The 25,057-nt window shown below is 62.3% G+C and carries 23 protein-coding genes; 5 read left to right on the plus strand and 18 right to left on the minus strand.

Features of this window, described 5'->3' with window-relative positions; all coding sequences use genetic code 11:
* Positions 1-150 precede the first annotated feature (150 nt).
* From SB764_RS05415 to rhaM, 7 genes are all read right to left on the minus strand, one after another.
* The gene (locus SB764_RS05415; protein WP_183713746.1) at positions 151-1,677 is read right to left on the minus strand and encodes a methyl-accepting chemotaxis protein; all 1,527 of its coding nucleotides are present in this window, start codon (positions 1,675-1,677) and stop codon (positions 151-153) included.
* A gap of 299 nt (positions 1,678-1,976) precedes the next feature.
* Positions 1,977-2,984: a rhamnose ABC transporter substrate-binding protein gene (gene rhaS, locus SB764_RS05420; RefSeq protein ID WP_321904323.1), complete on the minus strand. Its 1,008-nt coding sequence runs from the start codon at positions 2,982-2,984 to the stop codon at positions 1,977-1,979.
* A gap of 133 nt (positions 2,985-3,117) precedes the next feature.
* Positions 3,118-4,140, minus strand: coding sequence for an ABC transporter permease (locus SB764_RS05425; protein ID WP_410862858.1), 1,023 nt, complete (start codon positions 4,138-4,140; stop codon positions 3,118-3,120).
* Positions 4,133-5,188 (minus strand): ABC transporter permease, encoded by a 1,056-nt coding sequence (locus SB764_RS05430; RefSeq protein WP_205992126.1) that lies wholly within the window; start codon positions 5,186-5,188, stop codon positions 4,133-4,135. Before SB764_RS05430 ends, SB764_RS05425 begins: the two co-directional genes overlap by 8 nt.
* A complete protein-coding gene (locus SB764_RS05435) occupies positions 5,185-6,714 on the minus strand; it encodes a sugar ABC transporter ATP-binding protein (protein WP_074982490.1) in 1,530 nt (509 codons plus the stop codon). Before SB764_RS05435 ends, SB764_RS05430 begins: the two co-directional genes overlap by 4 nt.
* 69 nt (positions 6,715-6,783) lie before the next feature.
* A complete protein-coding gene (locus tag SB764_RS05440; RefSeq protein ID WP_065065448.1) occupies positions 6,784-7,683 on the minus strand; it encodes an amidohydrolase family protein in 900 nt (299 codons plus the stop codon).
* 90 nt (positions 7,684-7,773) lie between these two features.
* Positions 7,774-8,088: an L-rhamnose mutarotase gene (gene rhaM, locus SB764_RS05445; RefSeq protein WP_065065449.1), complete on the minus strand. Its 315-nt coding sequence runs from the start codon at positions 8,086-8,088 to the stop codon at positions 7,774-7,776.
* Positions 8,089-8,284: 196 nt separating this feature from the next.
* On the opposite strand from rhaM, the gene SB764_RS05450 reads away from it, so the two are divergent.
* Complete coding sequence (locus SB764_RS05450) at positions 8,285-9,304, plus strand: LysR family transcriptional regulator (RefSeq protein ID WP_321868296.1); 1,020 nt, start codon at positions 8,285-8,287, stop codon at positions 9,302-9,304.
* Between the two features lie 10 nt (positions 9,305-9,314).
* On the opposite strand, the gene SB764_RS05455 is transcribed toward SB764_RS05450, so the two are convergent.
* The 6 genes from SB764_RS05455 to SB764_RS05480 form a co-directional block, all read right to left on the minus strand.
* Positions 9,315-10,097, minus strand: coding sequence for an SDR family NAD(P)-dependent oxidoreductase (locus tag SB764_RS05455; protein WP_110326771.1), 783 nt, complete (start codon positions 10,095-10,097; stop codon positions 9,315-9,317).
* 69 nt (positions 10,098-10,166) lie between these two features.
* Positions 10,167-11,345: an L-rhamnonate dehydratase gene (rhmD, locus tag SB764_RS05460; RefSeq protein ID WP_110326769.1), complete on the minus strand. Its 1,179-nt coding sequence runs from the start codon at positions 11,343-11,345 to the stop codon at positions 10,167-10,169.
* A gap of 34 nt (positions 11,346-11,379) precedes the next feature.
* Positions 11,380-12,735 carry an MFS transporter gene (locus SB764_RS05465; RefSeq protein WP_110326979.1) on the minus strand — a complete coding sequence of 452 codons (1,356 nt, stop codon included), beginning with the start codon at positions 12,733-12,735 and terminating at the stop codon, positions 11,380-11,382.
* A gap of 71 nt (positions 12,736-12,806) precedes the next feature.
* The gene (locus SB764_RS05470; RefSeq protein ID WP_065065453.1) at positions 12,807-13,559 is read right to left on the minus strand and encodes an SDR family NAD(P)-dependent oxidoreductase; all 753 of its coding nucleotides are present in this window, start codon (positions 13,557-13,559) and stop codon (positions 12,807-12,809) included.
* 12 nt (positions 13,560-13,571) lie between these two features.
* Positions 13,572-14,444 (minus strand): fumarylacetoacetate hydrolase family protein, encoded by an 873-nt coding sequence (locus tag SB764_RS05475; RefSeq protein WP_321868298.1) that lies wholly within the window; start codon positions 14,442-14,444, stop codon positions 13,572-13,574.
* A 264-nt stretch (positions 14,445-14,708) separates the two neighbouring features.
* Positions 14,709-16,994, minus strand: a complete 2,286-nt coding sequence (locus tag SB764_RS05480) for an NADP-dependent malic enzyme (RefSeq protein WP_065065455.1) — start codon at positions 16,992-16,994, stop codon at positions 14,709-14,711.
* A 222-nt stretch (positions 16,995-17,216) separates the two neighbouring features.
* Here SB764_RS05480 and SB764_RS05485 point away from each other — a divergent pair, with 222 nt between their 5' ends.
* The 3 genes from SB764_RS05485 to SB764_RS05495 all read left to right on the plus strand — a co-directional run bounded on the left by SB764_RS05485 (position 17,217) and on the right by SB764_RS05495 (position 19,603).
* A complete protein-coding gene (locus tag SB764_RS05485; RefSeq protein WP_221224281.1) occupies positions 17,217-18,131 on the plus strand; it encodes a LysR family transcriptional regulator in 915 nt (304 codons plus the stop codon).
* A 291-nt stretch (positions 18,132-18,422) separates the two neighbouring features.
* Entirely contained in the window at positions 18,423-18,806 is a 384-nt protein-coding gene (locus SB764_RS05490) for a nuclear transport factor 2 family protein (protein WP_065065456.1), read from the plus strand.
* 227 nt (positions 18,807-19,033) lie between these two features.
* Positions 19,034-19,603, plus strand: a complete 570-nt coding sequence (locus SB764_RS05495; RefSeq protein WP_074982498.1) for a GNAT family N-acetyltransferase — start codon at positions 19,034-19,036, stop codon at positions 19,601-19,603.
* Between the two features lie 16 nt (positions 19,604-19,619).
* Here SB764_RS05495 and SB764_RS05500 read toward each other — a convergent pair whose 3' ends face one another.
* Positions 19,620-20,255 carry a LysE family translocator gene (locus tag SB764_RS05500; RefSeq protein ID WP_110326763.1) on the minus strand — a complete coding sequence of 212 codons (636 nt, stop codon included), beginning with the start codon at positions 20,253-20,255 and terminating at the stop codon, positions 19,620-19,622.
* 94 nt (positions 20,256-20,349) lie between these two features.
* Here SB764_RS05500 and SB764_RS05505 point away from each other — a divergent pair, with 94 nt between their 5' ends.
* A complete protein-coding gene (locus tag SB764_RS05505; protein WP_221224571.1) occupies positions 20,350-21,276 on the plus strand; it encodes a LysR substrate-binding domain-containing protein in 927 nt (308 codons plus the stop codon).
* Between the two features lie 53 nt (positions 21,277-21,329).
* On the opposite strand, the gene SB764_RS05510 is transcribed toward SB764_RS05505, so the two are convergent.
* The 4 genes from SB764_RS05510 to SB764_RS05525 all read right to left on the minus strand — a co-directional run bounded on the left by SB764_RS05510 (position 21,330) and on the right by SB764_RS05525 (position 24,907).
* A complete protein-coding gene (locus SB764_RS05510) occupies positions 21,330-22,637 on the minus strand; it encodes a 5-methyltetrahydropteroyltriglutamate--homocysteine methyltransferase (protein WP_410862862.1) in 1,308 nt (435 codons plus the stop codon).
* Positions 22,638-22,994: 357 nt separating this feature from the next.
* Complete coding sequence (locus SB764_RS05515) at positions 22,995-24,194, minus strand: transglutaminase-like domain-containing protein (protein ID WP_074982501.1); 1,200 nt, start codon at positions 24,192-24,194, stop codon at positions 22,995-22,997.
* An 8-nt stretch (positions 24,195-24,202) separates the two neighbouring features.
* On the minus strand, positions 24,203-24,589 hold the full coding sequence (locus SB764_RS05520) for a DsrE family protein (protein ID WP_234774709.1): 387 nt from the start codon (positions 24,587-24,589) through the stop codon (positions 24,203-24,205).
* A gap of 42 nt (positions 24,590-24,631) precedes the next feature.
* A complete protein-coding gene (locus SB764_RS05525) occupies positions 24,632-24,907 on the minus strand; it encodes a sulfurtransferase TusA family protein (RefSeq protein ID WP_231957780.1) in 276 nt (91 codons plus the stop codon).
* Positions 24,908-25,057 lie beyond the last annotated feature (150 nt).

Here is a 25,057-nt window from a genome sequence, read left to right on the forward strand (position 1 = left end):
GCGCGCGGTGAGCATGCAGTGAGTCCGCCGCTATCGCATTCGCTTATTGCGTAATGGCGTGAATGCGCGGATCACTCGCCACACATACAAAACGGCAAGGCGAATCGAATCGCCGTGCCGTTTTTTTATTCGAACCGAACGTGTGCGGTATCAGGCGAGTCTGAACACGCCCACCGCCTCGCGCAATTCCACCGCCTGCTCGGCCAGTGCATGCGCGGCCGCCGACGCCTCTTCCACGAGCGCCGCATTCTGTTGCGTGACTTCGTCCATCTGCGTGACCGCCACATTCACCTGCTCGATGCCGGTGCTTTGCTCCTGCGAAGCCGTCGCGATTTCGTCGATGATCGTCGTCACGCGTTGCACGGCGCCCACCATGTCCTCGATCACGCTGCCCGCGTCGTTCACGAGCGACGAGCCGGCTTCGATGCGCTGCGCCGACGCTTCGATCAACTTCTTGATCTCCTTCGCCGCCGCGCCGCTGCGCTGCGCGAGCGTGCGCACTTCCGAGGCGACCACGGCGAATCCGCGCCCTTCCTCGCCCGCACGCGCGGCTTCGACCGCGGCATTCAACGCGAGAATATTGGTCTGAAAAGCGATCCCGTCGATAACCGCGATGATATCGACGATCTCGCCCGAACTCGTCGAAATACCGCGCATGGTCTCGACCACTTCGGCCATCAGATCCTTGCCGCGCACTGCCGTGCCCGCCGCGTCGCTGGCCAGCAGCGCCGCCTGTTTCGCATTCGCCGCGTTCTGGCGCACCGTGGCCGTGATCTGCTCCATGCTCGCGGCCGTTTCCTCGAGCGAGGCCGCCTGTTCTTCCGTGCGCGACGACAAACCCTGATTGCCCGCCGCAATCTGCCCGCTCGCCGACGCCACGCCTTCCGCGTGTCCACGCACCTGGCTCACCACGTTCACGAGGCTGCGCTGCATACCCTTGAGCGCGCCCAGCAGCAGCGCCGTTTCATCGCGTCCGCTTGCCCGCACCTCGAACGCGAGATTGCCGTCGGCGACCGCGCTCGCACAATCGAGCGCGCGTGCGAGCGGCTTCGTTACGGTGCGGCTGAATAACCAGCTACCCGTCATCGACACGATCAGCGCGGCTACCATCAGCACCGCGCTGATCGCCGTCGCGCGGTGCGCCTGCTGCTCGGCATCGGCGGAAATCTGCGCGCTGTCCGCGGCGATCTTGCGGGCGGCCTGATCGAGCAGCGCAGCGGGCGCGCGGTCCACGCCGGCCACGGCATGATCGCCGGCCGTGGGATCGAAACCCGCCGCCTTGAATGCCGCGAAACCGTTGCGATAGCCCTCGCCCATCGTTGCGTGCGCGCTGGCGAATTGATCGATCAGATCGCGGCTTTCGCCTGCGGGCAGACTCGCCTTGAGTTGTGCGGCGAGCGTATCCACTTCGTGCTCGCGCGTTTGAAACGCAGACCAATGCCTGTCGAGCATCGCCGGGTCCTTACCGCGCAGCAGCGTGTCCTTCCATTCCTGAACCTGCACCTTGAACGCGAGCAGCGTGTTCGTCACGGCGCGCTCGTTCGCCACGCTGTTTTGCACCGTCGTGCCGTAAACGGTCAGCGACTGATTCAGCGAGTAGATTCCATAGAACGCGCCCGCGAACATCAAGAGCAGCGCCGCTGCAAACGCGAGCGGAATCTTCAGGGTGAGCTTCATCGTCTATTCCTTGCAGTTGCCTTGTGCGGCGCGCCGGACGTGAATCGCCAGACAGCCAACGCCACGCCATGCTATCGGCATGGCGTTTGCAAAACTGAAGGGACCCGCCCGCGCAAAAGACGACTATTTGCGCCATTCTCTTTAGTCAGACAAAACACTTTTCCTCAGTCGATAACAATCATAAAAAGGGCCGCAATTGCAGCATGAAATCAGGGGAAAAGGCGTGAAAAAAAGACCCGGCATCGCCGGGTCGGTTTGTATCGCACTGAATCGCGCGACGTGTTCCTCTAATCGATCTTTCAGAAATTGAAATTGTCGATGTTCGATGCGTCGAACGTGGTGGGCGGTCCGAGAATCACTTCGCCGCTCTTGCCGACCGTGCGCTTGCCGAGCTTGCCCGCCTCGAACGTATCGCCTTCCTTGCCGGTGATCGTGCCCGAGGCGAGATTCGCCGCCGCATAAGCCGCGAGATAACCGAGTGCGCCCGGGTCCCAGAGCTGGAACGCCTTCACGGTGCCGTTCTTCACGAACGCGCGCATCTGGTTAGGCGTGCCGAGACCCGTGACTGCCACCTTGCCCTTGCTCGACGACGACGAGATATAACGCGCCGCCGCCGCGATGCCCACCGAAGTCGGCGCGACAATCGCCTTCAGATTCGGATACGCCTGCAGCAGACCTTGCGTTTCGACGAAGGACTTCTGGTCGTCGTCGTTGCCGTAAGCAATTTTCACGAGTTTCATCTTCGCGTATTCGGGCTTCTTCAATTCTTCCTGCATCCACTTGATCCACGTATTCTGATTCGTGGCATTCGGCGTGGCCGAAAGAATGGCGAATTCGCCTTCGTTGTTCATCAACTTCGCGACGAGTTGAATCTGGCCGCGTCCAATGCTTTCCGCGTTAGCCTGATTCACGAAGATCTGCCGGCCTTCGGGCGCCGTGTCGGAGTCGAAGGTCACGACCTTGATGCCTTGCGCCATCGCGCGCTTCAGATACGGCACGAGCGCGTTGGCGTCGTTGGCGGCAATGACGATGGCGTCCTGACGCTGCGTGGTCAGCGTATTGATGTACGAGACCTGCGACGATGCGCCCGCATCGGACGGGCCGACAACCTTGCCGTCGCCCTTGAACTCCTTGATGGCATCCATGCCGCCGTTATCGGCGATCACTTCATACGGATTGTTGATCTGCTTCGGCACGAAGGCGATCTTCAAGCCTTCCTTGATGCCGGCGGCGTGCGCGGTCAATCCCGCGCCCAACAGCGTCGCGCACAGCAGGGCCGTGCACATGTGACGTACTAGCTTCATCATGAACGTGTCTCCTCGATGGATGCCCGAAGCGATTCGGGCGCTTGTTGCTTCGCTTTTGCTTCGTGTTTTCCCAGCGGGTTTTGCTTGAATCAACAACCTCATAAACTACGCATGCGTGCTTGTAATTCACGTTTCAGGCAGTCTGACGCGCAAGCGCGCGACGGTCTCGCAGCGTGCGCCAGCGCGCCGCCAGATTCGGAATCAGCACCGAGGCGAGCAGCAACGCGCCCGTCACAATAGTGAGCGTTTCGCTGGACACATCGGCGAGCGTCAGCGCATTCTTCAGCACGCCAACAATCAGCAGCGAAAGCAGCACGCCGTACATCGAGCCTCGTCCGCCGAAAATACTCACGCCGCCAAACAGCACCGCCGCGATGACCGACAACTCGAAGCCTTCACCGTTGTCGCCGCGCGCACTCGTAAAACGCAGCGTATAGACAATGCCCGCGAGCGCGCTCATCACACCGGACAGCACGAAAAGGCGAATCTTCACTTTCGCCACGTCGATGCCCGAAAACGAGGCGGCCGTGCTGTTCGCACCGATCGCGTAGAGGCTGCGTCCGAACGCGGTGGCTTGCAGCAGCAAGGTGAAAATCACCGCGCAGACTGCAACGATCAAAAACGGCAGCGGAATAAACGTGCTGCCCAGATTGCTCATGCCGAACAACGTATAGGCCGGCGGAAAATCGGCAATTGCCTGGTCGCCGAGCAGCACATACGCCAGGCCGCGAAACAGCGCGAGCGTGCCGATCGTCACTGCCAGCGAAGGCAGATTCAGCTTCACGATCACGAGCCCGTTGAAGAGGCCCGCGAGACCGCCCGCCACGATCACGAGCACCATCGCGAGCGGCATCGGCACGCCCATGTGCCAGAGCACACCAAGCAACGCACTCGACGCGCCGAGTACCGCCGCCACCGAAAGATCGATTTCGGCCGCCACGATAATGAGCGTCATCGGCAAGGCCATCAGCGCGACTTCGGTGAGATCGGCAAGCACGTTGCTCAGATTCGCGCCCGTGAGAAACACATTCGAGAGCACGCGCCCCGCGATCAGCGAGATCGCGAGTATCGCCAGCAGCAGCGTTTCCCAACTGAGCGGCAGACCCGCGCGACGCGTGAGCAAGGCCGAATCGGGTTTGGAAGCAGGTTTAGCCATGATCGCGTTTCCTCATCATGCGTTTGGCGACGGAGCGGGCAAGCAGCGTGTCGGCGGTAATCGCCGCAACGATCAGCGCGCCCTGAATGGCCTGCTCCCAGAACGGCGAGACGTGCAGCACGACGAGCGCAATGCTGATGACGCCGAGCACCAGCGCGCCGAGCGTCGCGCCCAGTATCGTGCCCACGCCGCCCGTGATCGCCACGCTGCCCACCACGGCGGCGGCCACGACCTGCAATTCGATGCCCTTCGCCGTGCTCGCATCCACGGTGCCGAATCGCGCGAGCCACAGCGCACCCGCGAGTCCCGCAATCGCGCCGCTGATCATGAAGCCCATCGCCACGCGGCGTTCGACGTTGATACCTGCGAGTCGCGCGGCTTCCGGATTCGAGCCGATCGCATAGTATTCGCGGCCGGGACGGAATTGCTTGAGATACACCGAAAGCGCAATCAGCAGCACGACGGCAATCAGCGCGAGCACCGGCACGCCGAGCAGCGAGCCCGTCGCGAGACGCGAGAACGCATCGGGCAGACTCGTCGCGTTGATCTGTCCGCCATGCACCCACGCGTAATCCGCACCGCGAAAGATGTACAGCGTCGAGAGCGTGGCGACCAGCGACGGCACGCGTCCCACCGCCACGAGCAACGCGTTGATCGAACCCGCCACCACGCCGATCGCCAGCCCCGCGAGCAGCGCGACGATCACGGGCATATGCGGAAACGCCACGTACAGACTGCCGACCGCATACGCGCTCACACCCACCGTCGAGCCCACCGAGAGATCGATGTGGCGCATCAGGATCACGATGGTCATGCCGGCCGTGAGCAAGCTCACGATGGAGACGTTGAGCAACACGTCGCGCAGATTCTGCAAATTGAGGAATTGCGGTTTCGCGAGCGAGGTGCCGCCGATAATCAGCAGCAGCACCACGAACAGCGTGGTCTCGCGGCTTTTCGCGAGCGCTTGTACCAGCGCCGACGCACTATTGCGCCGCGCGCGCGGCTCGCCGCCGTGCAAGGGATGGGGAGAAGTGGAATGACCCATCATGCTGCATGCCCCAGATGAATGTTGGTCTGGCCAAGCGCCGCGCTCATGATGCGCTCCTCGTTGGCGTCGGCGCGCGCGATATCGGCCGTGATGCGGCCTTCGTGCATCACCAGCACGCGATCGGCCATGCCGAGCACTTCCGGCAACTCGCTCGAAATCATCAGCACTGCCATTCCTTCGCGCACGAGTTCGGCGAGCGCGCCATAGACTTCGGCTTTCGCGCCCACGTCGATACCGCGCGTAGGTTCGTCGATGATCAATACTTTCGGCCCCGTCGCGAGCCATTTGCCAAGCACCACTTTTTGCTGGTTGCCGCCCGACAAGGTGCCCACCGGCGCATTCAGATCGCTGGCCTTGAGACGCAGCCGCGTGCCCCACTGCCCCGCGAGCTGCACTTCGCGGCCCGCTGAAATCAGGCCAAATCGCACCAGACGACCGAGCACCGTGAGCGACGCATTGCGCGCGATGCTGAGTTCGAGCGCGAGCCCCTGCTGTCGCCGGTCTTCGGGCACGAGCGCGAGGCCCGCCTTCACGGCTGCCGCCGGCATGCCCATTTTCAGCGGCTTGCCCGCGATCTGCACCTGCCCGGCGTCGCTCGGATCGATGCCGAAAATCGCGCGCGCCACTTCGCTGCGGCCCGCGCCCACGAGTCCCGCGAGCGCGACGATCTCGCCCGCACGCACATCGAACGCGATGTCCTTGAAGACGCCGCGCCGCGTCAGGCCGCGTACGCGCAGCATCACGTCGCCGGGCTTCACCTCGGCTTTCGGATAGAAGGTCGCGAGATCTCGACCCACCATCTTCGCGACGATATCCTGCGTATTCAGCGTGGACGTGGGCGCGTCGAACACTTTCGCGCCGTCACGCATGATGGTCACGTGCTGCGTGAGCACGAACACTTCTTCGAGCCGGTGCGTGATGAACAGAATCGCCACGCCGCGCTCGCGCAGCTTGCGCGCGATCGTGAAGAGCCGCTCGACTTCGGGCAGCGAAAGCGCCGCCGTGGGTTCGTCCATGATCAGCACGTTCGCGTTGAGCGACAGCGCCTTCGCAATTTCGATCACCTGTTGATCGGCGATCGACAGACCGCGCACGAGGCGTTCGGCCTTGAGATCCACGCCGAGCGATGCGAGCAGCGCCGCGACCTCGCGATGCATGGTGTCGTAATCGATGCGCCCCACCTTGTCGACGGGCTGACGGCCCATGTAAATGTTTTCCGCGATCGACAGATCGAAAAACAAGGTGGGTTCCTGATAAATCACCGCGATACCCGCATCGCGCGCCTGCGCGGGCGAGGTGAATTCGCGCACTTCACCGTCGACGTATAACTCGCCACCATCGGGACGATGCACGCCCGCGAGTATTTTCACCAGCGTCGACTTTCCGGCGCCGTTTTCGCCGAGCAGCGCATGCACTTCGCCCGCCTTGAGCACGAGCGAGCCGTCGACGAGCGCGCGCACGCGCCCGAAGGATTTGCTCGCGCGGCGCAGTTCGAGACGTGGTACGTCTGCGGCCATGGCGGCCATGGTTTTCGATTCCACGCATGTCTCCTGATTCGCCGCTCGCGCCGGTTTGCGTGCGCGAGCGCGGCGTCGCTAGATGCGATAAATGCGTTCGGCGTTGCCGCGAAACAGCGCGGCTTTTTCGCTTTCGCTGGCGTCGTTCACAATCGCGGCGTAGGCGTGCCACAAATCGGCGTAACTGCCGAACAGACGATCGACCGGGAAATTCGATGCGAACATCGCGCGCTGCGCGCCGAACGCGTCGATGGCTTCGAGCACGTAAGGGCGCAGGCTTTCCACGCTCCACGTGTGATCGAACATCGCGAGCCCGCTGATCTTCACCGATACGTTCGGGCACGCCGCGAGCAGGCGCAGCCCTTCGCGCCACGCGCGCCAGCCCGCCACGCTGCTGCGATCGACGAACATGCCGCCATGATTGACGATGAGCGCGATGCCCGGATACGCGCGTGCGAGCGCGGCGGCTTCCTCCATCTGCGCCGGATACAGTTGCAGATCGAACGAGAAGCCGTGCTGCTCCAGTAACGCGAAATGCTCACGCCACGCGGCCTCGCGCATATAGTGGCGACCCACGTAGTCATAAAGCGGATTAGCGTGCACGTTGAGAATCTGGCGAATGCCGCGCACGCGTTTGAATACCGCATGCTGCGCGAGAATCGCCGCCGCATTGGCGGCGCTCAGATCGCAGGCGGCCACGATGGCGTTGGGCAAACCGCGTGCGGGATTGCCGTCGGCATCCGCGAGCGATTCGAGCCAGCGCGTTTCCTCCACCGGATCGGCGGGGTCGTGATTCGCCTCGACGTGGACCACTTTGAGCACGTCGATATCGCCGGCCTCGCGCACGAGATCGGCGGGCAGATAGTTATGCTTGAGTTCGCGCGCATCGCACACGAACGACGTGGCCGGCTTCGCGAGCCACGGATAGTGATGCGTGTCGAGGTCCCAGAAGTGGACGTGCGGATCGACGACCTGCATGGCATGCTCCTCAAGGCGAATCATGACGGCAGCGTGAAAATGGGCACGACGGGTAAGCGGCGCTAAGGCGCGAAGCCGCTACGCGCCGTTTCAAGGCAAATGAAACACCGGCACGAGCGGATGCGCCACGGGCACGTTGCCCTCGCCCGTCTGCATGATGTCGGCCATGTAATCCCACCATTTGCGCATGATGGCCGTTTCGGGCAAACGGTCCATGCCGTGATCCGCGGGCCGCTTGAGCACGGCAAACAGTGCATGCGTGTTTTCGTCGAGAAAGATCCAGTAATCGCTCACGCCCGCGTCGCGCAACGCCTGTGCGAGTTCCGGCCAGATTTCGCGGTGACGCCGCTCGTATTCGTCCCGTTTGCCGGGATTGAGCTGCATGCGAAACGCCATTGTTTCCATGATCGTGTCTCCGTCCAGCGTGCTTGCGCCGATCCGCTGTTCCGCTGTTCCGCTGTTTATGCGCGCGCCCTGGCGTTTGCCCTGGCCCGTCTTTATTCCATGTTTCGCAGCGATTCGAACGACTATAATTCGCCCATCGATAGCCAACCAATCCGATGTTGGGATCGGGCGATACTTAAACCGGATCGCAGGACCCATGAACCATCACACTGCCGTCGTCTCGCTCGTCAACCGACTCAAGTTCAAACATCTGGCCTTGCTCGTCGCGCTCGACGACGCACGCAACGTGCATCAGGCGGCCGACGTCATCAACGTGGCGCAGCCCAGCGCGAGCCGCATGCTCAGCGACATCGAAGAAGCCTTTGGCTTTCGCCTTTTCGAACGCAATGCACGCGGCATGCAGCCCACGGCGCTCGGTGTCGTCACGCTCGCCTACGCGCGCCGCGCGCTCTCCGACCTCACGCGTTTCGCCGAAGATCTCGACGTCAAGCGGCGCGGCGGTCACGGCCAGCTGACCGTGGGCGCCATCATGGGCGCTGCGCCTGATCTGCTCGCGCATGCGGTTGCCATGCTCAAAACCGAGCGCCCGCTGCTGCACGTGCGCATCCTCGGCGAAACGAGCGACCAGGTCGTACAACTGCTGCATCGCCGCGACGTCGATCTCGCGCTCGGACGCCTCACCACGCCGTTGCAGCACAACGATTTCAGCTTCGAGCCGCTCGCGCGCGAAACCCTCGTGCTGGTCGTGCGTGCGCGCCATCCGCTCGCGCGCCACGAGCACATCACGCTCGCCGAACTGATGGACTGGCCGTGGGTCGCCCAGCCCATCACGAGTCCCGCGCGCGAATTGTTCGAAGGCGAACTCGCGCGCGCCGGTCTCGCCACGCCGATGAATCTCACCGAATCGGCCTCGATCTTCGCCACGCTGCAACTGCTCGAAAGTTTCGACGCCGTGGCCATGCTGCCCGAGTCCGTCGTGCGCGATCACGTGCGGGGCAAACTGCTCGTGGTGCTGCCGCTCGAAATCGGCAAGAGCCTGCCCGGTTTCGGCGTGCTCACGCGCAAGAACGAAGCGCTCGCGGAACCGGCCGAGCATTTTGTCGGGCTGCTGCGCCGTTTCTCGCAGCCGTTCAAGGTCGATGATCCCGTTCACGATACGCCGGCCGCAAAATCGGTGAAATCAACGAAATCTGCAACCGTCGCGGGCAATTCGTGATTCATACGGATTACTGAAGATTGACGAACAGGCCGCCGTCCACCAATAGCGACGCGCCCGTGACATAGCGCGCGCGATCCGAAGCCAGGAACACCACGCATTCGGCCACGTCATCGGGCGCACCGAGACGGCCCAGCGGAATGCGTTTTTCAAAGTACGCGCGCTTCGATTCATCGGCGAGATCTTCCGCGTTGAGGTCGGTGGCGATCGTGCCGGGCATGACCGAATTGCAGCGGATGCCATACGGCCCGAGCGCGATCGCGCACGATTGCATCAACGAATGCACGCCCGCTTTCGTGGGCGTGTAATGCGTCTGCATGCCGCCGCCCACGAGCGCGCTGATCGAACTCGTCGCGACAATCGCGCCGCCCGTGCCCTGCTCCTTCATTTGGCGCGCCACGGCCTGCGTGACGTAGAACGCGCCGTTCAGATTCACGCCGATGGTGCGTTCGAGCACCGCGGGCGGCAAGTCGAGAAACGAATGGAACGGGCACACGCCCGCATTGCTCGCGAGCACGTCGACCTTGCCGAATTGCTCGACCGTCTGCCGCACGAGATCGACGCCCGTTTGCGGCGCGGCCACATTGCCTTCCACCGCGATCGCGCGACGTCCCAGACGCGCGATCTCGTCCAGCACTTCCGAAATCGCCGAACGCCGGCCATATGTGGCGTCGTTGTCGCCCCAGTAATTGATCGCGACGTCGGCGCCCTCGCGCGCGCTGGCGAGCGCAATGGCCCGCCCGATGCCGCGCGAACCGCCGGTGACGATCACCACCTTGTCCTTGAGCAGCACGATGCATTCTCCTTTCGTTATGTCGAGCGAGGCGCGCTTGAACGACGCCCGAATGGCGCCTGAATGCGTTCAGTGCGAGTAAGGGCGCGTCAGCTTGCAATCGGGATTCAAACGCACGCCGAAGCCCGGCGTGTCCGGCACTTTCAGGCGGCCGCGTTCGGGCACCGGTTCGTCGAGCAATAGCGGCGTGAACATCGGCACCACTTCGTCGGCCTTCGGCGCCATCATCAGGAATTCGGCGAAGGGCGAGTTGTGGCGCGTCACCACGAAGTGATAGCTGTACACCGAAGAACCGTGCGGCACGACCATCACGTTATGCGCGTCCGCGAGCGCGGAGATCTTGATGAGTTCCGTCATGCCGCCGCACCAGTTCACGTCCGGTTGAATGATGTCGCAACAGCCCATTTCGAGCAGCATGCGGAAGCCCCAGCGCGTGGCTTCGTGCTCACCCGTCGTCACCAGCATGCCGCGCGGCACGTTCTTGCGCAGTTCGGCGTAGCCCCAGTAATCGTCGGGCGGCAGGCATTCTTCGAGCCACTTGAGTTTGTATTCCTGCGCGGCCTGCGCAAGACGCGTGGCGTAACGCACGTCGAGACTCATCCAGCAATCGTACATGAGCCAAAAATCGTCGCCGACGCGCTCGCGCATCGTCGCAAGCGTTTCGATATTCTTTCTGAGGCCTTCCTCACCTTCCGCCGGTCCGTGTTGCAAAGGCAGTTTGCCGCCGATAAAACCCATTTCCTTCGCGAGATCGGGGCGCGCGCCGGTCGCATAGAACACGAGTTCGTCACGCACCGGGCCGCCAAGCAATTGATAAACCGGTTCCTGACGCAATTTGCCGAGCAAGTCCCACAGCGCGAGATCGACGCCCGAAATCGTATTCAGCACGACGCCCTTGCGGCCGTAATAAAGCGTCGCGTAATACATCTGATCCCACATCTTTTCGATGTCGGTGACGCGCTGGCCTTCGAGGAAGCGCGCGAGATGCTTCTCGACGATGAACGCGCCAATCTCGCCGCCCGTCGTCACCGCGAAACCCACCGTGCCGTCGCTCGCTTCCACTTCGACCACGAGCGTGCCGAGCACGTCGATGCCGAACGAGCGGCGGCTCTGCCGATACTCGGGATAACGCGCCATCGGCGTGGAAATGTGATCGTCGATCCAGTGACCGTCGGCTTGATCGTGATAATCGGCGCCGCCGCCGCGGACGGTGAACGCGCGCACCTGCTTGATGGTTGGCATGGCCATGTGACGTTGCTCCTGAAAGTGGATGTCCGTGCGTTCAGCGCGCGCGCCCGGCGGCCCGCTCGAAGGCAGCCGCGGTGCGTGCGCCCGCGCGAGGTACGACGATAAGTACGAGCACCGCCGCGGCGAGGCTCGCGAATCCCAGCAATACGAGGCCCGCCGCGTGCGAGCTGAAATGCTTGTCCGCGGCGGCGCGCATCAGCGGCGCGATGAAGCCGCCCAGGCCGCCCAGCGAGTTGATGAGCGCGATGCCGCTCGCCGACGCCGTGCCCGCGAGTTCGCGTGCGGGAAACGTCCAGAACAGCGGCTGCGCGGCGATAAAGCCGCTTGCCGCGCAACAGAGCGCCGCCATCGCCACGACGGCGCCGGCCGTAGACCCCACGCCGCCCGCCGCGCCCGACACAGCAATGCCGAGCCCGGACAGTACGAGCAGACGCACGGTCCACGCACGATGGCTGCCGAAACGATCGGCGCGGCGCGGCACGATCCACGTGAGCGCCACGGCGCACAGCCAGGGCACCGCCGCGAGCAGCCCGACTTTCAGGCCGACCTTCGCGCCCGCCAGCGAAGCCACTTGCTGCGGCAGGAAAAACACCACGCCGTAGACGCTCATCTGGATCAGCGCGTAAATCGCGGCATAAGCGAGCACGCGCCTGTCGACGAGTGCCGCGAGCGCATCGCGCGGACCGTGCGCCATCGCCTCGCCCGCATCGACGCGCAACGCCGCCACCAGCGCGCGCCGTTCGTCGATGTCGAGCCAGTGCGCGTCGTCGGGCCGGTCGGTCAGATACCAGAACGCCCACACGCCAACGACCGAAGCCAGCGCGCCTTCGACGAGAAACAGCCACTTCCAGCCCGCCAGCCCGCCGACGCCATGTAGATCAATCAGGAATCCCGACAAAGGTCCGCCGAAGATAAACGCCAGCGGTGCGCCGAAATAAAACAGGCCGATTGCACGCGCGCGCGACGACTGCGGAAACCACTGCGTGAGGTAAAAAATGATGCCGGGAAAGAAGCCCGCTTCGGCGACGCCCAGCAAAAAGCGCAACGCGTAGAACGACGCAGGCGATTGCACCCATGCCATCGCGGCCGAAACCAGGCCCCACGTGACCATGATGCGGCACATCCAGATGCGCGCGCCCATGCGATGCAACAGCAGATTGCTCGGCACCTCGAACAGCGCATAGCCCGCGAAAAACACGCCTGCGCCGAATGCGAATGCCGCATCCGACAAACCGGTGTCGTGCTGCAACGCCTTCTGCGCGAAACCGATATTCGCGCGATCGAGAAAGGCGAGCACATACATCAAGAGCAGGAACGGCAACAGCCTGCGCATGGCCTTGCCGACCGCGGACTGCGCGTGCAATGACGCCTGCGATGCTTCGCTCGACATCGAACTCTCCTGATCCGGCGGTAAGGTGATACGCCCGAAAAACGGGCGCATCGGCTGGCGAGCTCAGCGCTTCAATACGTCGCGCGGCCGCCCGACAAATCGAATACCGACCCGGTGCTGAACGCGCAATCTTCGGAACACAGCCAGACGATCATCGCGGCGGCTTCATCGGGCATCAGGAAACGGTTCATTGGAATTTTCGCGAGCATATAGTCGATATGCTCCTGTTTCATCGAATCGAAGATTTCGGTTTTCGCCGCCGCGGGCGTAACCGCATTCACGAGAATATTCTTCGTGGCGAGTTCCTTGCCGAGCGATTTCGTCAAACCGATCAAGCCCGCTTTCGATGCGCTGTAGTGCGAGGCATTCGGATTGCCTTCCTTGCCCGCCACCGAAGCAATATTGACGATGCGCCCATAACCCTGTTCGAGCATGCGCGGCACCACGGCGCGGCAGGTCAGATAGCTGCCGATCAGATTCACGTCGATCACGCGCCGCCAGACCTCGACCGGCAATTCCCACATCAGGCCATTGCCGCCCGTAATGCCCGCGCTATTCACGAGCGCGTGAATCCCGCCGTGATCTTTCACGGTTTGCTGCGCGGCGGCTTCCACGGAATGCTCGTCCGTGAGTTCGACTTTCACCGCGGAGACGCTGCCCAATTCCGACAATTCCTTGCGCGAACGTTCGAGCCGTTCGGCATCGATATCCCAGAGCGCGACGGCCGCGCCCGAGCGCAAGGCGCGCTGCGCCACCGCATAACCGATGCCGCGCGCGCCGCCGGTGATCACCATGACGCGGTTCTTCAGATCGAGTTGATTCATGACGCCCGCCCTTTATCGTGTGAATGCCGATGCCTGCGCCGTGCTTGCCACGGTGCGCTGCTGCTGCTCGCCGAGTCCTTCCACGCCGAGGCGCATAACCTGGCCCGCGCGCAGATAGACCGGCGCGGGCTTCTGGCCCATGCCGACGCCGGGCGGCGTCCCGGTGGAAATCACATCGCCGGGTTGCAGGCTCATGAAGTGGCTGATATAGGACACGACGGTGGCCACGTCGAAAATCATCGTGCGCGTATTGCCTTGCTGATAACGCTTGCCGTCGACGTCGAGCCACATGTCGAGCGCCTGCGGATCGGGAATTTCGTCGCGCGTGACGAGCCACGGGCCGAGCGGCGCGAAGGTATCCGCGCTTTTGCCCTTGTCCCATTGACCGCCGCATTCGATCTGCCACGCGCGCTCCGAGACATCGTTTACCACGCAATAACCGGCCACATGATCGAGCGCCCGCTCGCGCGAGACGTAGCGCGCTTCTTCGCCGATCACCACCCCAAGCTCGACTTCCCAATCGACTTTTTCCGCGCCGGGCGGAATCACGACGTCGTCGTTCGGACCGACAATCGAACTCGTCGCCTTGAAGAACAGCACGGGCTCGCTCGGCACCGGCATATTGGATTCGGCCGCGTGATCGGAATAATTGAGGCCGACGCAAATAATCTTGCCGACCTGTCCCACGCAGGGACCGAGGCGCGCATCGGCGGGCGCGAGCGGCAGACTGTGCAGATCGAGTGAACCGAGTCCGGCGAGGGAAGCGGACGAGAGCGCGGCGCCCGCGAGATCGGGCAGCACGCTGGAGAGATCGCGCACACGCCCATCGCGATCGAGCGCGCCCGGCTTTTCACTGCCCTTACTGCCCCAGCGGACCAGCTTCATGCGGTGTCTCCTGATATTGGATTTGAGCATTGCTCAAGCAATATAGGCAGTCCGCGATAGCGGAACAATCCGGATGAAGCATGGGGCAATAACAAAAGCGTATCGCGCCGATGCGAGTTGAATAATCAGCACGAAATGACCGGATACAGCGCGTTGCTGCATCGCCGCAAAAAAGGCGAACGAAGTCCAATAAAAAACGGCGCGCCCGGTTATTCACCAGGCACGCCGTTTTTAGAAACCGCGAATTTAAAAGACCAACCTCGATCAGTCGCGATTCGCTTGCAGCACCGTCAACGCCGTCATGTTGATGATGCGTCGCACCGTCGAGCTGGACGTGAGAATGTTCACCGGCGCATTCACGCCGAGCAGGAACGGACCCACGGCCACGTTGCTGCCCGCACCCGTTTTCAGCAGGTTATAGGCGATATTCCCCGAATCCACGTTCGGGCACACCAGCAGATTGGCCGCGCCCTTGAGCTTCGAATGCGGCAGGATACGCTCGCGCAGCGCTTCGTCCAGTGCGCAATCGCCGTGCATTTCGCCGTCGATTTCCAGATCCGGATTCTGCGCCGTGACGAGCTTGAGCACTTCGCGCATCTTCGTGCCCGACGCCGAGCTGCCCGAGCCGAAATTCGAGCGCGACAGCAGCGCGACCTTCGGTTGCAGATTGAGCCATTCCATCTGGCGCGCGGCGGCCAGCGTGAATTCGGCGATCTGTTCCGCGTTCGGGTTGTCGTTGATGTGCGTATCGACGATCGCAACCGTGCGCTTGTCGAGCAGCAGGATATTCATCGCCGCATACGTCTTCGCGTTGCGATGCATGCCGATCGCTTCGTCGACGAAACGCAGGTGGTCGTGATACGCGCCCACCGTGCCGCACACCATGCCGTCGGCGTCGCCGAGGCGCACCATCATCGCGCCGATCAGCGTGAGACGGCGGCGCATTTCCACGCGCGCCATTTCCTTCGAAATGCCGTCGCGGCAACGCAGTTCCCAATACGTGGTCCAGTATTGATGGAAGCGCTCGTCGTATTCCGGATTCGTGACTTCGACGTCTTCGCCGAGCTTCAGCCGCAGGCCGAACTTCTCGATGCGCGCCAGCAGCACTTCGGGGCGGCCGATCAGGATCGGACGCGCGAGTTTCTCGTCGACGATCACCTGCACCGCGCGCAGCACGCGCTCTTCCTCGCCTTCCGCGAACACGATGCGCGACTTCGCGCCGTCACGGACGAACTGCTTGGCCGCCGCGAAGATCGGCTTCATGAAGGCGCCCGAGTGGTACACGAACTGTTGCAGCTCGTTCGTATAGGCGGCGAAGTCGTCGATCGGACGCGTGGCCACGCCGTCTTCCATCGCGGCCTTCGCCACGGCCGGCGCGATACGCACGATCAGGCGAGAATCGAACGGCTTCGGAATCAGGTACTTCGGACCGAAGCGCAGGTCATACGCGCCGTAGGCGGCCGCGACCGAGTCGTTCAGTTCTTCTTCGGCGAGCTGGGCGATCGCGTGCACCGCCGCGATTTCCATCTTGCGCGTGATGGTGGTCGCGCCCACGTCGAGCGCGCCGCGGAAGATGTACGGGAAGCACAGTACGTTGTTGACCTGATTCGGGAAGTCCGAACGGCCCGTGGCCAGCACCGCGTCCGGACGCGCTTCGAGCGCGATCTCGGGGAAGATTTCCGGCGTGGGGTTGGCCAGCGCGAGAATCAGCGGCTTGTCGGCCATCTTCTTGACCATTTCGGCCTTGAGCACGCCGCCCGCCGAGAGGCCGAGGAACACGTCCGCGCCGTCGATCACTTCGCTCAGCGAACGCGCGGAGGTGTCCTGCGCGAAGCGCTCCTTGTCCGGATCCATCAGCGTCGTGCGGCCTTGATAGACCACGCCGTCGATGTCCGTCACCCAGATGTTCTTGAGCGGCAGGCCCAGATCGACCATCAGGTCCAGACAGGCCAGCGCCGCCGCGCCCGCGCCCGAGGTCACGACCTTGACCGTCGAAATATCCTTGCCGACCACCTTCAGACCGTTGAGGAACGCCGCCGAAACGGTAATGGCCGTGCCGTGCTGATCGTCGTGGAAGACCGGAATCTTCATGCGCTCGCGCAGCTTGCGCTCGACCGTGAAGCAGTCCGGCGCCTTGATGTCTTCCAGATTGATGCCGCCGAAGGTGGCTTCGAGGCTCGCGATAATGTCGACGAGCTTGTCCGGATCGCTTTCCGTGACTTCGATGTCGAACACGTCGATGCCGGCGAACTTCTTGAACAGCACCGCCTTGCCTTCCATGACCGGCTTCGAGGCCAGCGCGCCGATATTGCCCAGACCGAGCACGGCCGTGCCGTTCGTGATCACGCCAACGAGGTTGCCGCGCGCGGTGTAGCGGAACGAGTTCTGCGGATCGGTGACAATCTCTTCGCAGGCCACGGCGACGCCCGGCGTATAGGCCAGTGCGAGGTCGCGCTGCGTGACGAGCGGCTTGCTGGCCGTCACGGAAATCTTGCCCGGCGTGGGGAATTCGTGATATTCGAGGGCGGCCTGACGATCGGTCTTGTTCATGTTCCTCACTCTGATAGTGTGCCGGGCGCGCGGGCGGCGCGGCGGTCATGTTCGAATGAGGCGATTCTAGTGAGCCGGCATCAGCTCCCCATTTTGATTTAGTATGGGGCCATTATTTTTTCCTGATACCTCCCCGGATACCCCTCCGGTAGCCCCGTGGATAAGCAGAACGTGTCTTTCAGCATCGAAGAAGTTACCCGGCGCCTCAATACGCGCCTGAAAATGCGTCACCTCGTGCTGCTGCTGCAGATCCGCCAGCACGGGTCGCTGACCCGCGTGGCCGAGCACATGGCCACGAGCCAGCCCGCCGTCACCAATGCGCTGGCCGAAATGGAGAGCATGTTCGGCGCGCCGCTGTTCGACCGCTCGCCGCGCGGCATGACGCCCACGCCGCTCGGCAACGTCGTGCTGGCGCGCGCCCAGGCCATGCTGCACGATCTCGACCACCTCGCGCGCGACATCGAGGCCGTGCATTCGGGCCACGCCGCGCGCCTGCACGTGGGCGTGATTCCGTTCATTTCGGGGCGCACGCTCGCCTCGGCGATCCGGCTCGCGCAGTCGCGCCTGCCGCAGCGCGTGACCATGACGATCCACGAAGGCACCAGCGACGCGCTGCTGCCGCAACTGCGCGATCACACGCTCGATATCGTGATTGGCCGCGCGTCGGCGACCGTCGACGTCGCGCAATTGCGCTTCGAGGTGCTGCATCAGCAGACGCCGCGTCTGATCGCGAGCCGCCGCCTGGCCGCGCGGCTCGGCCGCAGCAAGGCGAACTGGCAGAAGCTCGCGGAACTCGACTGGATTCTGGGCGCGCCCAACACGCCCATCCGCGAGCAGATCGACGACCTGTTCCTGCACGCGGGCGTCTCGCCGCCGGTGCCGATCGTCGAGAGCTATACGTCGCGCCTGATCGGCGAAATGATCGTGGCCAACGACGACGCCGTGTCGATCGTGCCCGCCGATATCGCCGAGGAACTCGTGCATATCGCGGGCGTGGCGATCGTGCCCTACACCTTCGACTGGACGCTGCCGCCGATCGCGCTGTTCACGCGCGTGGGCGTGCCGCGCGAGGTCGATACCGTGTTCGGGCAGGCGCTGCACGAGCGTTATCTCGAAGTGGAGCGGGCGCGGCGCTGAATCGCGTGTTGAATTCGCTCGCTGGATGCGGACAGGGCGCGGTGTGAACCGTGCCCTGTTTGTTTTCGGGCATCGCCTGCATTGCGGGCGAGCGAAATGTACTCACAATGAAAGCACGAATGTTTTCACCGAATCTTTCATCACGCTTTCATTTCGTCGGCGTCGCCGCTTAATGTGGCGAATAACTCTCATCAACGTATCAACAAAACGCCTCCAACGGGAGGCCGGTTCTCCATAATTTCCGACGAAATACCCTTGCATCAAAACGTCCAGACACTTCGGAGACAGACCATGAACGATCAAGCGATACTCGACGCCCTGACCGCGCACTGGCAAGCGTCGGCGGCCGGCGACCTGGAAACGGAACATCAGATCTACGCCGAGGATGCAATCTGCGACTACCCGCAATCCGGCGAACGCATTCTCGGGCGCGCGAATCTGCAGGCGCTACGCGGCGCGCATCCCGCCCGGCCATCGGGCTTCGATGTGAGACGTATGCAAGGCAACGGCGACCTGTGGATTACCGAATACACGATTACGTACAACGATCGCGACGCTTTGACAGTCAGCATCATGGCGTTCCGAAACGGCAAGGTCGTCCACGAAACCCAGTATTTTTCCGAGCCTTTCGACGCCCCGGCCTGGCGCAGTCAATGGGTGCAGAAAATGTCGTGACATGCGCGCTGCGCAGGCGCTGGATTGGTGACTGAAAGCGTTCACGCGTTTCGTTCAATCGTCAGCGGCTGGAGGCGGTCCATCGTCCAGATCACGCTCACGATGAATGATTAAACGGTGCGGCCGATTCAACTGTCGACATCGCCGTTTCGATCGCCGACAATCAGCACCGAACAGCCATCGAGCACCGAACAGCCATCGCTTCTGTTTCTCCTGGAGCCGTCTCCATGCAGCCTGTCCTGATTGATCTACCCGATACGATTTACACCGAGCGACTAATCATTCGCGCGCCTCGGCCGGGTGATGGTCAGCAAGTCTTCGAAGCGACGGTTGAATCACTGGAAGCGTTACGCGCATTTCCAGCGTCGTTGCCCTGGGCAATGGAGGAGCCTTCCGTTGAAGCCTCGGAAATCTTCTGCCGGACTGGGGCGTCGAACTTCATCGCGCGTCGCGATTTTCCTTTTCTCTTTTTGCTGCGTGATTCCGGTGAATTGGTCGGGTGTGGCGGGCTTCATAACCCGCGCTGGAAAGCCGGCACGTTTGAGGCCGGCTGGTGGGGCCGAACCGCCTGGACCAAACAAGGCTTGGTGAGCGAAGCCGTTAGCGCCATCGTCGATCTGGCCTTCACCGCGCTCTCGGCCCATCGCGTGGAAGTTTTCACCGACGACCTGAACCCGAATGCATGGCGATTGTGTGAACGAATCGGCATGGCGCTCGAAGGCATATTACGTCATTCGCGAATCGAGCCCGACGGGACGCTGCGCAATACGCGGGTCTATTCAAAAATTCGCCAATAGTCCAATAGTCCAATAGTCAGGCGCGTTTATAGACACTGAACATCAACCGCAGTCCAAGCGCAGCGATTGCAGCCGATGCGCAACGGTCGATCCAAACCCTGGATTTCAGGTAGCGGTCTCGAAGAACGTGGCCGGAAAAACACACGGCCACCGTGGCGTACCATCCGGCCTCTACGGCAAAGACGAGCGGCGGCAGCGCAACGTAGCACCACAACGGCGGATGCTGCGGCAATAAGGCCGCGAAAATACTTCCGTAGACAATGGCGGTCTTTGGGTTGGTCAGCTGTGTGGTCAATCCCGTCCAGAATGATCGCCCCAGACTATGCGCCGCCTCGGTGCGAATACGGTCAATCACAATTGACTCCGATGAACCTCGCCAGATTTTCAGGGCGAGGTAAATCAGGTACGCGCCTCCGGCCATCTTGAGTCCGCCATATAGCCATTCCACGCTGTTCAACAGCGTATAGAGGCCCGCCAGCGCGATGCCGCTGAAGCAGACTCCCCCAACGCCCATCCCGATGGCGGTGGCAAGCCCGTCACGCCGCGACAATCCCAGCGAACTTCTGACAACGAGAATAAAGCTCGGTCCCGGACTTATCGCGCCGAGCAGAAGTGCCGTGAGTATGGCGATGAGAGCCGACGAGACATTCATGGAGCCTCCACACACTGGAAAAGGATCGAAGGCCATATTGTGTGGGCTGACGGCTCTGATAAGCTAGCGCACAGTTCGACAACGAGGTGTGAATTTGAAACACATCCCCAAAGCTCGTCCGCCGCTTGCCAATCTCGAGACTGTCTGCCTGGTTGCTCAGGCGGGATCTTTCAGTGCGGCGGCGACCGCCAGCGGCGTCACGCATGGGGCCATCAGCCGGCGCGTAGCCGCTGTCGAAAATTGGCTCGGCGTGCGGCTTTTCGAGCGCCACGGGCGCGGGATCGAGCTCACACCAGATGGGCAACGCTTTGTCGGACAGGTGCTCCAGGCTTTCGATATCATCGATGTCGCGGCCGACCAATGGCGTACACGCGCCGTTGCAAGACTGGTGCGAGTGAGCGTTGTATCCTCGTTCGCCCAGCTTTGGCTCTTCGATCGACTCGCTCAACTCGAAGCTGGCGCGAATCCACTCAAAATACAGCTCGACGTCGGGTCACGTCACGTTGATATTGCGGGCGGCGAGGCCGATCTGGCCATTCGCTATGGTCGCGGAAACTGGCCTGGGCTTCATGCTGAATTGCTGTTGCCAGAAACGCTCACTCCGGTAGCACATCCTGATATCGCCGCGAAAATAAAGGCAAACGATCCCAATGGATTACTGGCTCACCCACTGCTGCACGATTCGGATTTGACGGGATGGCGTGCGTGGTTCGACGGCCATAACGTCTCGCTCAAGCGTCGGCAACACGACCGGCGATTCGAGGATTACACACTCGTCCTTTCTGCAGCGGAGGCAGGTTTGGGGATCGCCTTGGCCCGCCTGCCCATTGCGGCAACCCGGCTGCACGGAAGCCAACTCGTTCGATTGGACCGGCGTACTGTCGCGAATCCGCTCGCCAATTACATCGTCACAAGCAAGCAGGAGCGAAGGCCGGAGATACTTGAGCTTATCCAGCGATTGAAAGACAGCATCGATGAAAACGACCCGCCGATTCAACGCAAGCGTTTAGCGAGGAGCTAGTGGCGTCGATTTAGCGCGCACGCCACTTATCAGAAAGCGGCGAATTCACGACATCAAACACCATGCCGTTCCCGCAGAATTGCGGCAGCCTCTGCCAGCGTCCGCAGTTTGGCTTCTGCAATCTGGGCGCCGCTCACGGGCGCGTCGGCGAATGTCGCAAAACCGCAGTCCGGATTGAACAGCACGCGCTCTTTGCCGAACAGGCCGATCGCCTGCTCCGCCCTGCGCAACACCTCGTCGAGCGGTTCGACGTGCGCGTGCTTCTGATTGCAGAGTCCCACGCCGATACGCTGCCAGTCGGGCAAGCCTTTGAGAAGCGCCATCTCTCCGGCGCGCGGCGTGCAGAGTTCGAGGAAAAGCGTGCCGACATTCAACGCCGCCAGCGTATCGACAAGCGGACGATAATCCCCCGTCATGGCCTTGCTTTCGTCGGCCGTCCAGTTCCCCCGGCACATGTGGACGGCAACGCGATCGATCGGGAAGCCATCGACCACGGCATTCAGCAGGCTTCGTGCAAACGCCAGCTCGGATTGCGGATCGCTCTTTTCCGATAGCGCACCGCACATGAAACTGCGCTGACTCGTCGTTCCGGAAAACACCACCTCCGACAATACCGGCTCGTCGAACTGCACCAGCGCCGCACCCTGCGCGAGCAGCGCCGCCAGTTCTTCCCGCAGTATCCGCACGACATCGGCGGCGAGCGCTTCGCGGCTCGAATAGGCGCGGTCGGAAACGCACTCCATCCACATCGTCCGCGTCAGCAGATAGGGACCGGGCAGCGCGACTTTCACCGGCAGCGCGGTCAAGCTGCGCACGTAGTTCATCTCGTGCACCGCGAGTGGCTGGCTGCGCCCGAGCGGCCCGAACACGGCCGGATGCCGCACGTCGGCCGCCGGTACATCGAGCGCTCTCAATTCCTGCTCGAACGCCTGCGGATCATCCACATAGGGCAACAGATCGGTCAGCGGAATCAACTGGCAGTTGTCGAGCAGGCCGCCGACAAAACTCGCGTAGCTATCGCGCCGCTGCTCGCCGTCGGTGACCACATCGACGCCCGCACGCAACTGCGCCGCGATCGCGAGTTGCACGGCGTCGTCTGCGCTGGCCTGAAAAGCCGCGTCGTCGAGCCGGCCCTCGATATGATCGTGCAGCGCCTGAAGCATCCATCTCGGTCGCGGCCAGCTCCCGATCCCCATGACCGACAAAGGACGGATCGACGGCGCAGGCGACGGCGCGGGCAAGGAAGCCGGAATCGCGACGGGCACGATCTGGATCGACGCACGCTGACGCGCTTCGCGCTCAAGCGCCTCGTCGATCGGCCCTGCTCGCATCGCACCGCTCGCGAACGCGCCCTTGCTCACCAGAAAGCTGCGGCGCTTGCCGTCTTTCGTCCACGACACAAGCTCGTTGCCCGTCATACGGCACCATGCGGGCAGGTCCGATTCGACCGAGGTTTCCGTCGACTGGATCTCCAGCAACTGGCCGCGTTCGAGCGGGTCGATATGTTTGCGAATCAGCAGCAGCAGGCCGTTTCCGCAATCGAGATCGCCGCCGTCGAAGCTGACGGCCGGTTCATACGCGTGTTGTGAAGACGATTCCATCATGCCGATGCCCCGCTATTCTTCGAACTCGCTCGCCTGCACCGACTTCGGCGCAGGCGAGCGTGTCCCACCGTTATCGACAGGTACTCGCGCGGTGCGCATGCGCACCGGCCAGCGTCACTCGCTCTTGCCGGACGTCTGCGTGTAAGTCAGTTTGCGCGTCCAGCCGGTGTAACGCTTGCCGTCCACTTCGACGTAAAGCGTCGCCAGCGAATTGACCGGGCCGTCCTGTTGCGGCGGCTGCATCATCAGGTCGCGACCGGTCGACCACGAAAAGCGGCGATCGTCGAGATTGCCGAAGTAGTAGTCGATCTTGCTTTTGTCGAGTCCGTGATAGCCGGTCGCCGTGGTCCGCTCGACCAGCGTTCGGTTCTGGTCCGTGAGCGGAAATTCCTTGCCATAGACATTCGCGAGCGACACGTCGAGCGGAATCCAGCCGTAATTCGGCGCGTAAAACTCGATCCAGCAGTGATAGCTCGCATCGACTTTCACGCCGTCGAGCGTCGGCTTGAGCAGCGAGCCATACACCATCCGCGTCGGAATGCCGTCCGCCATCGCGAGCGACGAAAACAGCGAGTGGAAGTCCGTGCAATTTCCGCTCTTCGTCTGCAGGCAAAAGTCCGTGCTGCCGAAATCCGAGGGCTTCATACGGTCCGGATACTCCACCCAGTAGGTCACGTGATCGAGCGTCCAGTCGTAGAGCTTGCGAGCAGCGAGTATCGGATTCTGCTCGTCGCCGACAATCTGTTTCGCGAGGCCCTTGATCTGGTCGTTGACGATGACATAACTCGTCGGCAACAAATAACGCTGTAGCGCCGTGCGTTCCGCATCGGTGAGTGGACGCGTCTTCGACGGATCGAGACGCGTCTTGCGCTCGGTGAGCGTCTGGTCGAAATGCTCCGTGATGTCGATCGTCGCCGCATTCGGCTGCTCGACGTCGATATAGCCAACCCGATTGCCCCACGAATCCCGGTGATACTCAACGGGGTAAGCCGAGTCGACGCTAAATGACTTCACCTCGTTCCATGGCGTCTGCTGAGGAACGGGAAACCAGATGCGGACCTGCTTCGCACCGGCCGGCACCTTGACGACCAGCTGGTTCTCCGTGCGAAACGAAGCCTGCTGGGCGGGTGCGGAATCCGCCGCGCGCGCAGCGAGTGGCGCAATCGACGCAAGGAGCGCCAGCGATGTGCAGACCTGCCACCAGGTTCGGCGTGAGCGGGGGCGTTTCGCTTCTGAATGCGCTTCGGACCGTGAAGCGAACAGGCGTGACGATCCGGCGCCGGCGACGCCGGCGAGCGTGTGGAGAGATGTCATGGGCGCCCTCAGTAGCTGAGACTGGGGCAACCTTCACTCATGAATTCGACAAGCATGGCGCCACCCACGATCTTCGCGCCGGGAATCAGCTTGTCTTCATCGAGCGAGCGTTTCTTGAAGCACGGCGAACAGACGTAAATCTTGCCGCCGGCTTCGACGAAGCTCGTGATCAATTCCTTGAGCGGCGCAAAGCCGGACTCGTGAATATCGTCCGCATAACCGGACTGCGAGAGACGCGTGCCTTCGATATTCAGAAAAACGACAACGTCTTTCTCGCTGGCAACGGCCGCGTTCGCCACGACAAAGGCAACCGTCGCCCTGTCGGTGTCGTCTTTGGCTCGAGTCAGACTGACCACGAATTTTCCAGACACGTTACTCTCCCGGTTTTCTTGCACTGTGGATAAACGAAGGCTAATGCTTTTCGATGACAGCCAGTATTAACCCTTCGCTTTGATGAAAAAAATTCCTTTCTCTGGTTCTGCACGCAGCAGTTGATGCCCGGTAATCCGGCAGTATGAAGGGATATCCTCGATCGCGCCGCGATCCCGTGCGATCAGTCTGATGATTTTGCCCGGCATGGTCCTCAGTCTCACACGGAGCTTGAGCAGCAGTTCGCCGCAACCCAGATCGCCCGCATCCCATTCCACGTCGAATGGCGCGCTGGAATTTCCGGTCGGTAGCTGCACGGTTTCTGTCATGGCGGTGAGCGGCAAAGGCTGAGAGCGTTTCCCAGCGACATAATACGGCACATCGCGCCGCTCGCGCGCTCAAGCGTCCGATCCAATGAAAATGAAAGGCAACAGGCGGGGATTGGCACAGGGGCGCGGTTTCCGCCGAATATCGGTTCCCGAAGCGCACAGACC

Origin of the sequence: Paraburkholderia sp. SIMBA_027, from assembly GCF_046535315.1 — a bacterium.
Classification (GTDB): domain Bacteria; phylum Pseudomonadota; class Gammaproteobacteria; order Burkholderiales; family Burkholderiaceae; genus Paraburkholderia; species Paraburkholderia tropica.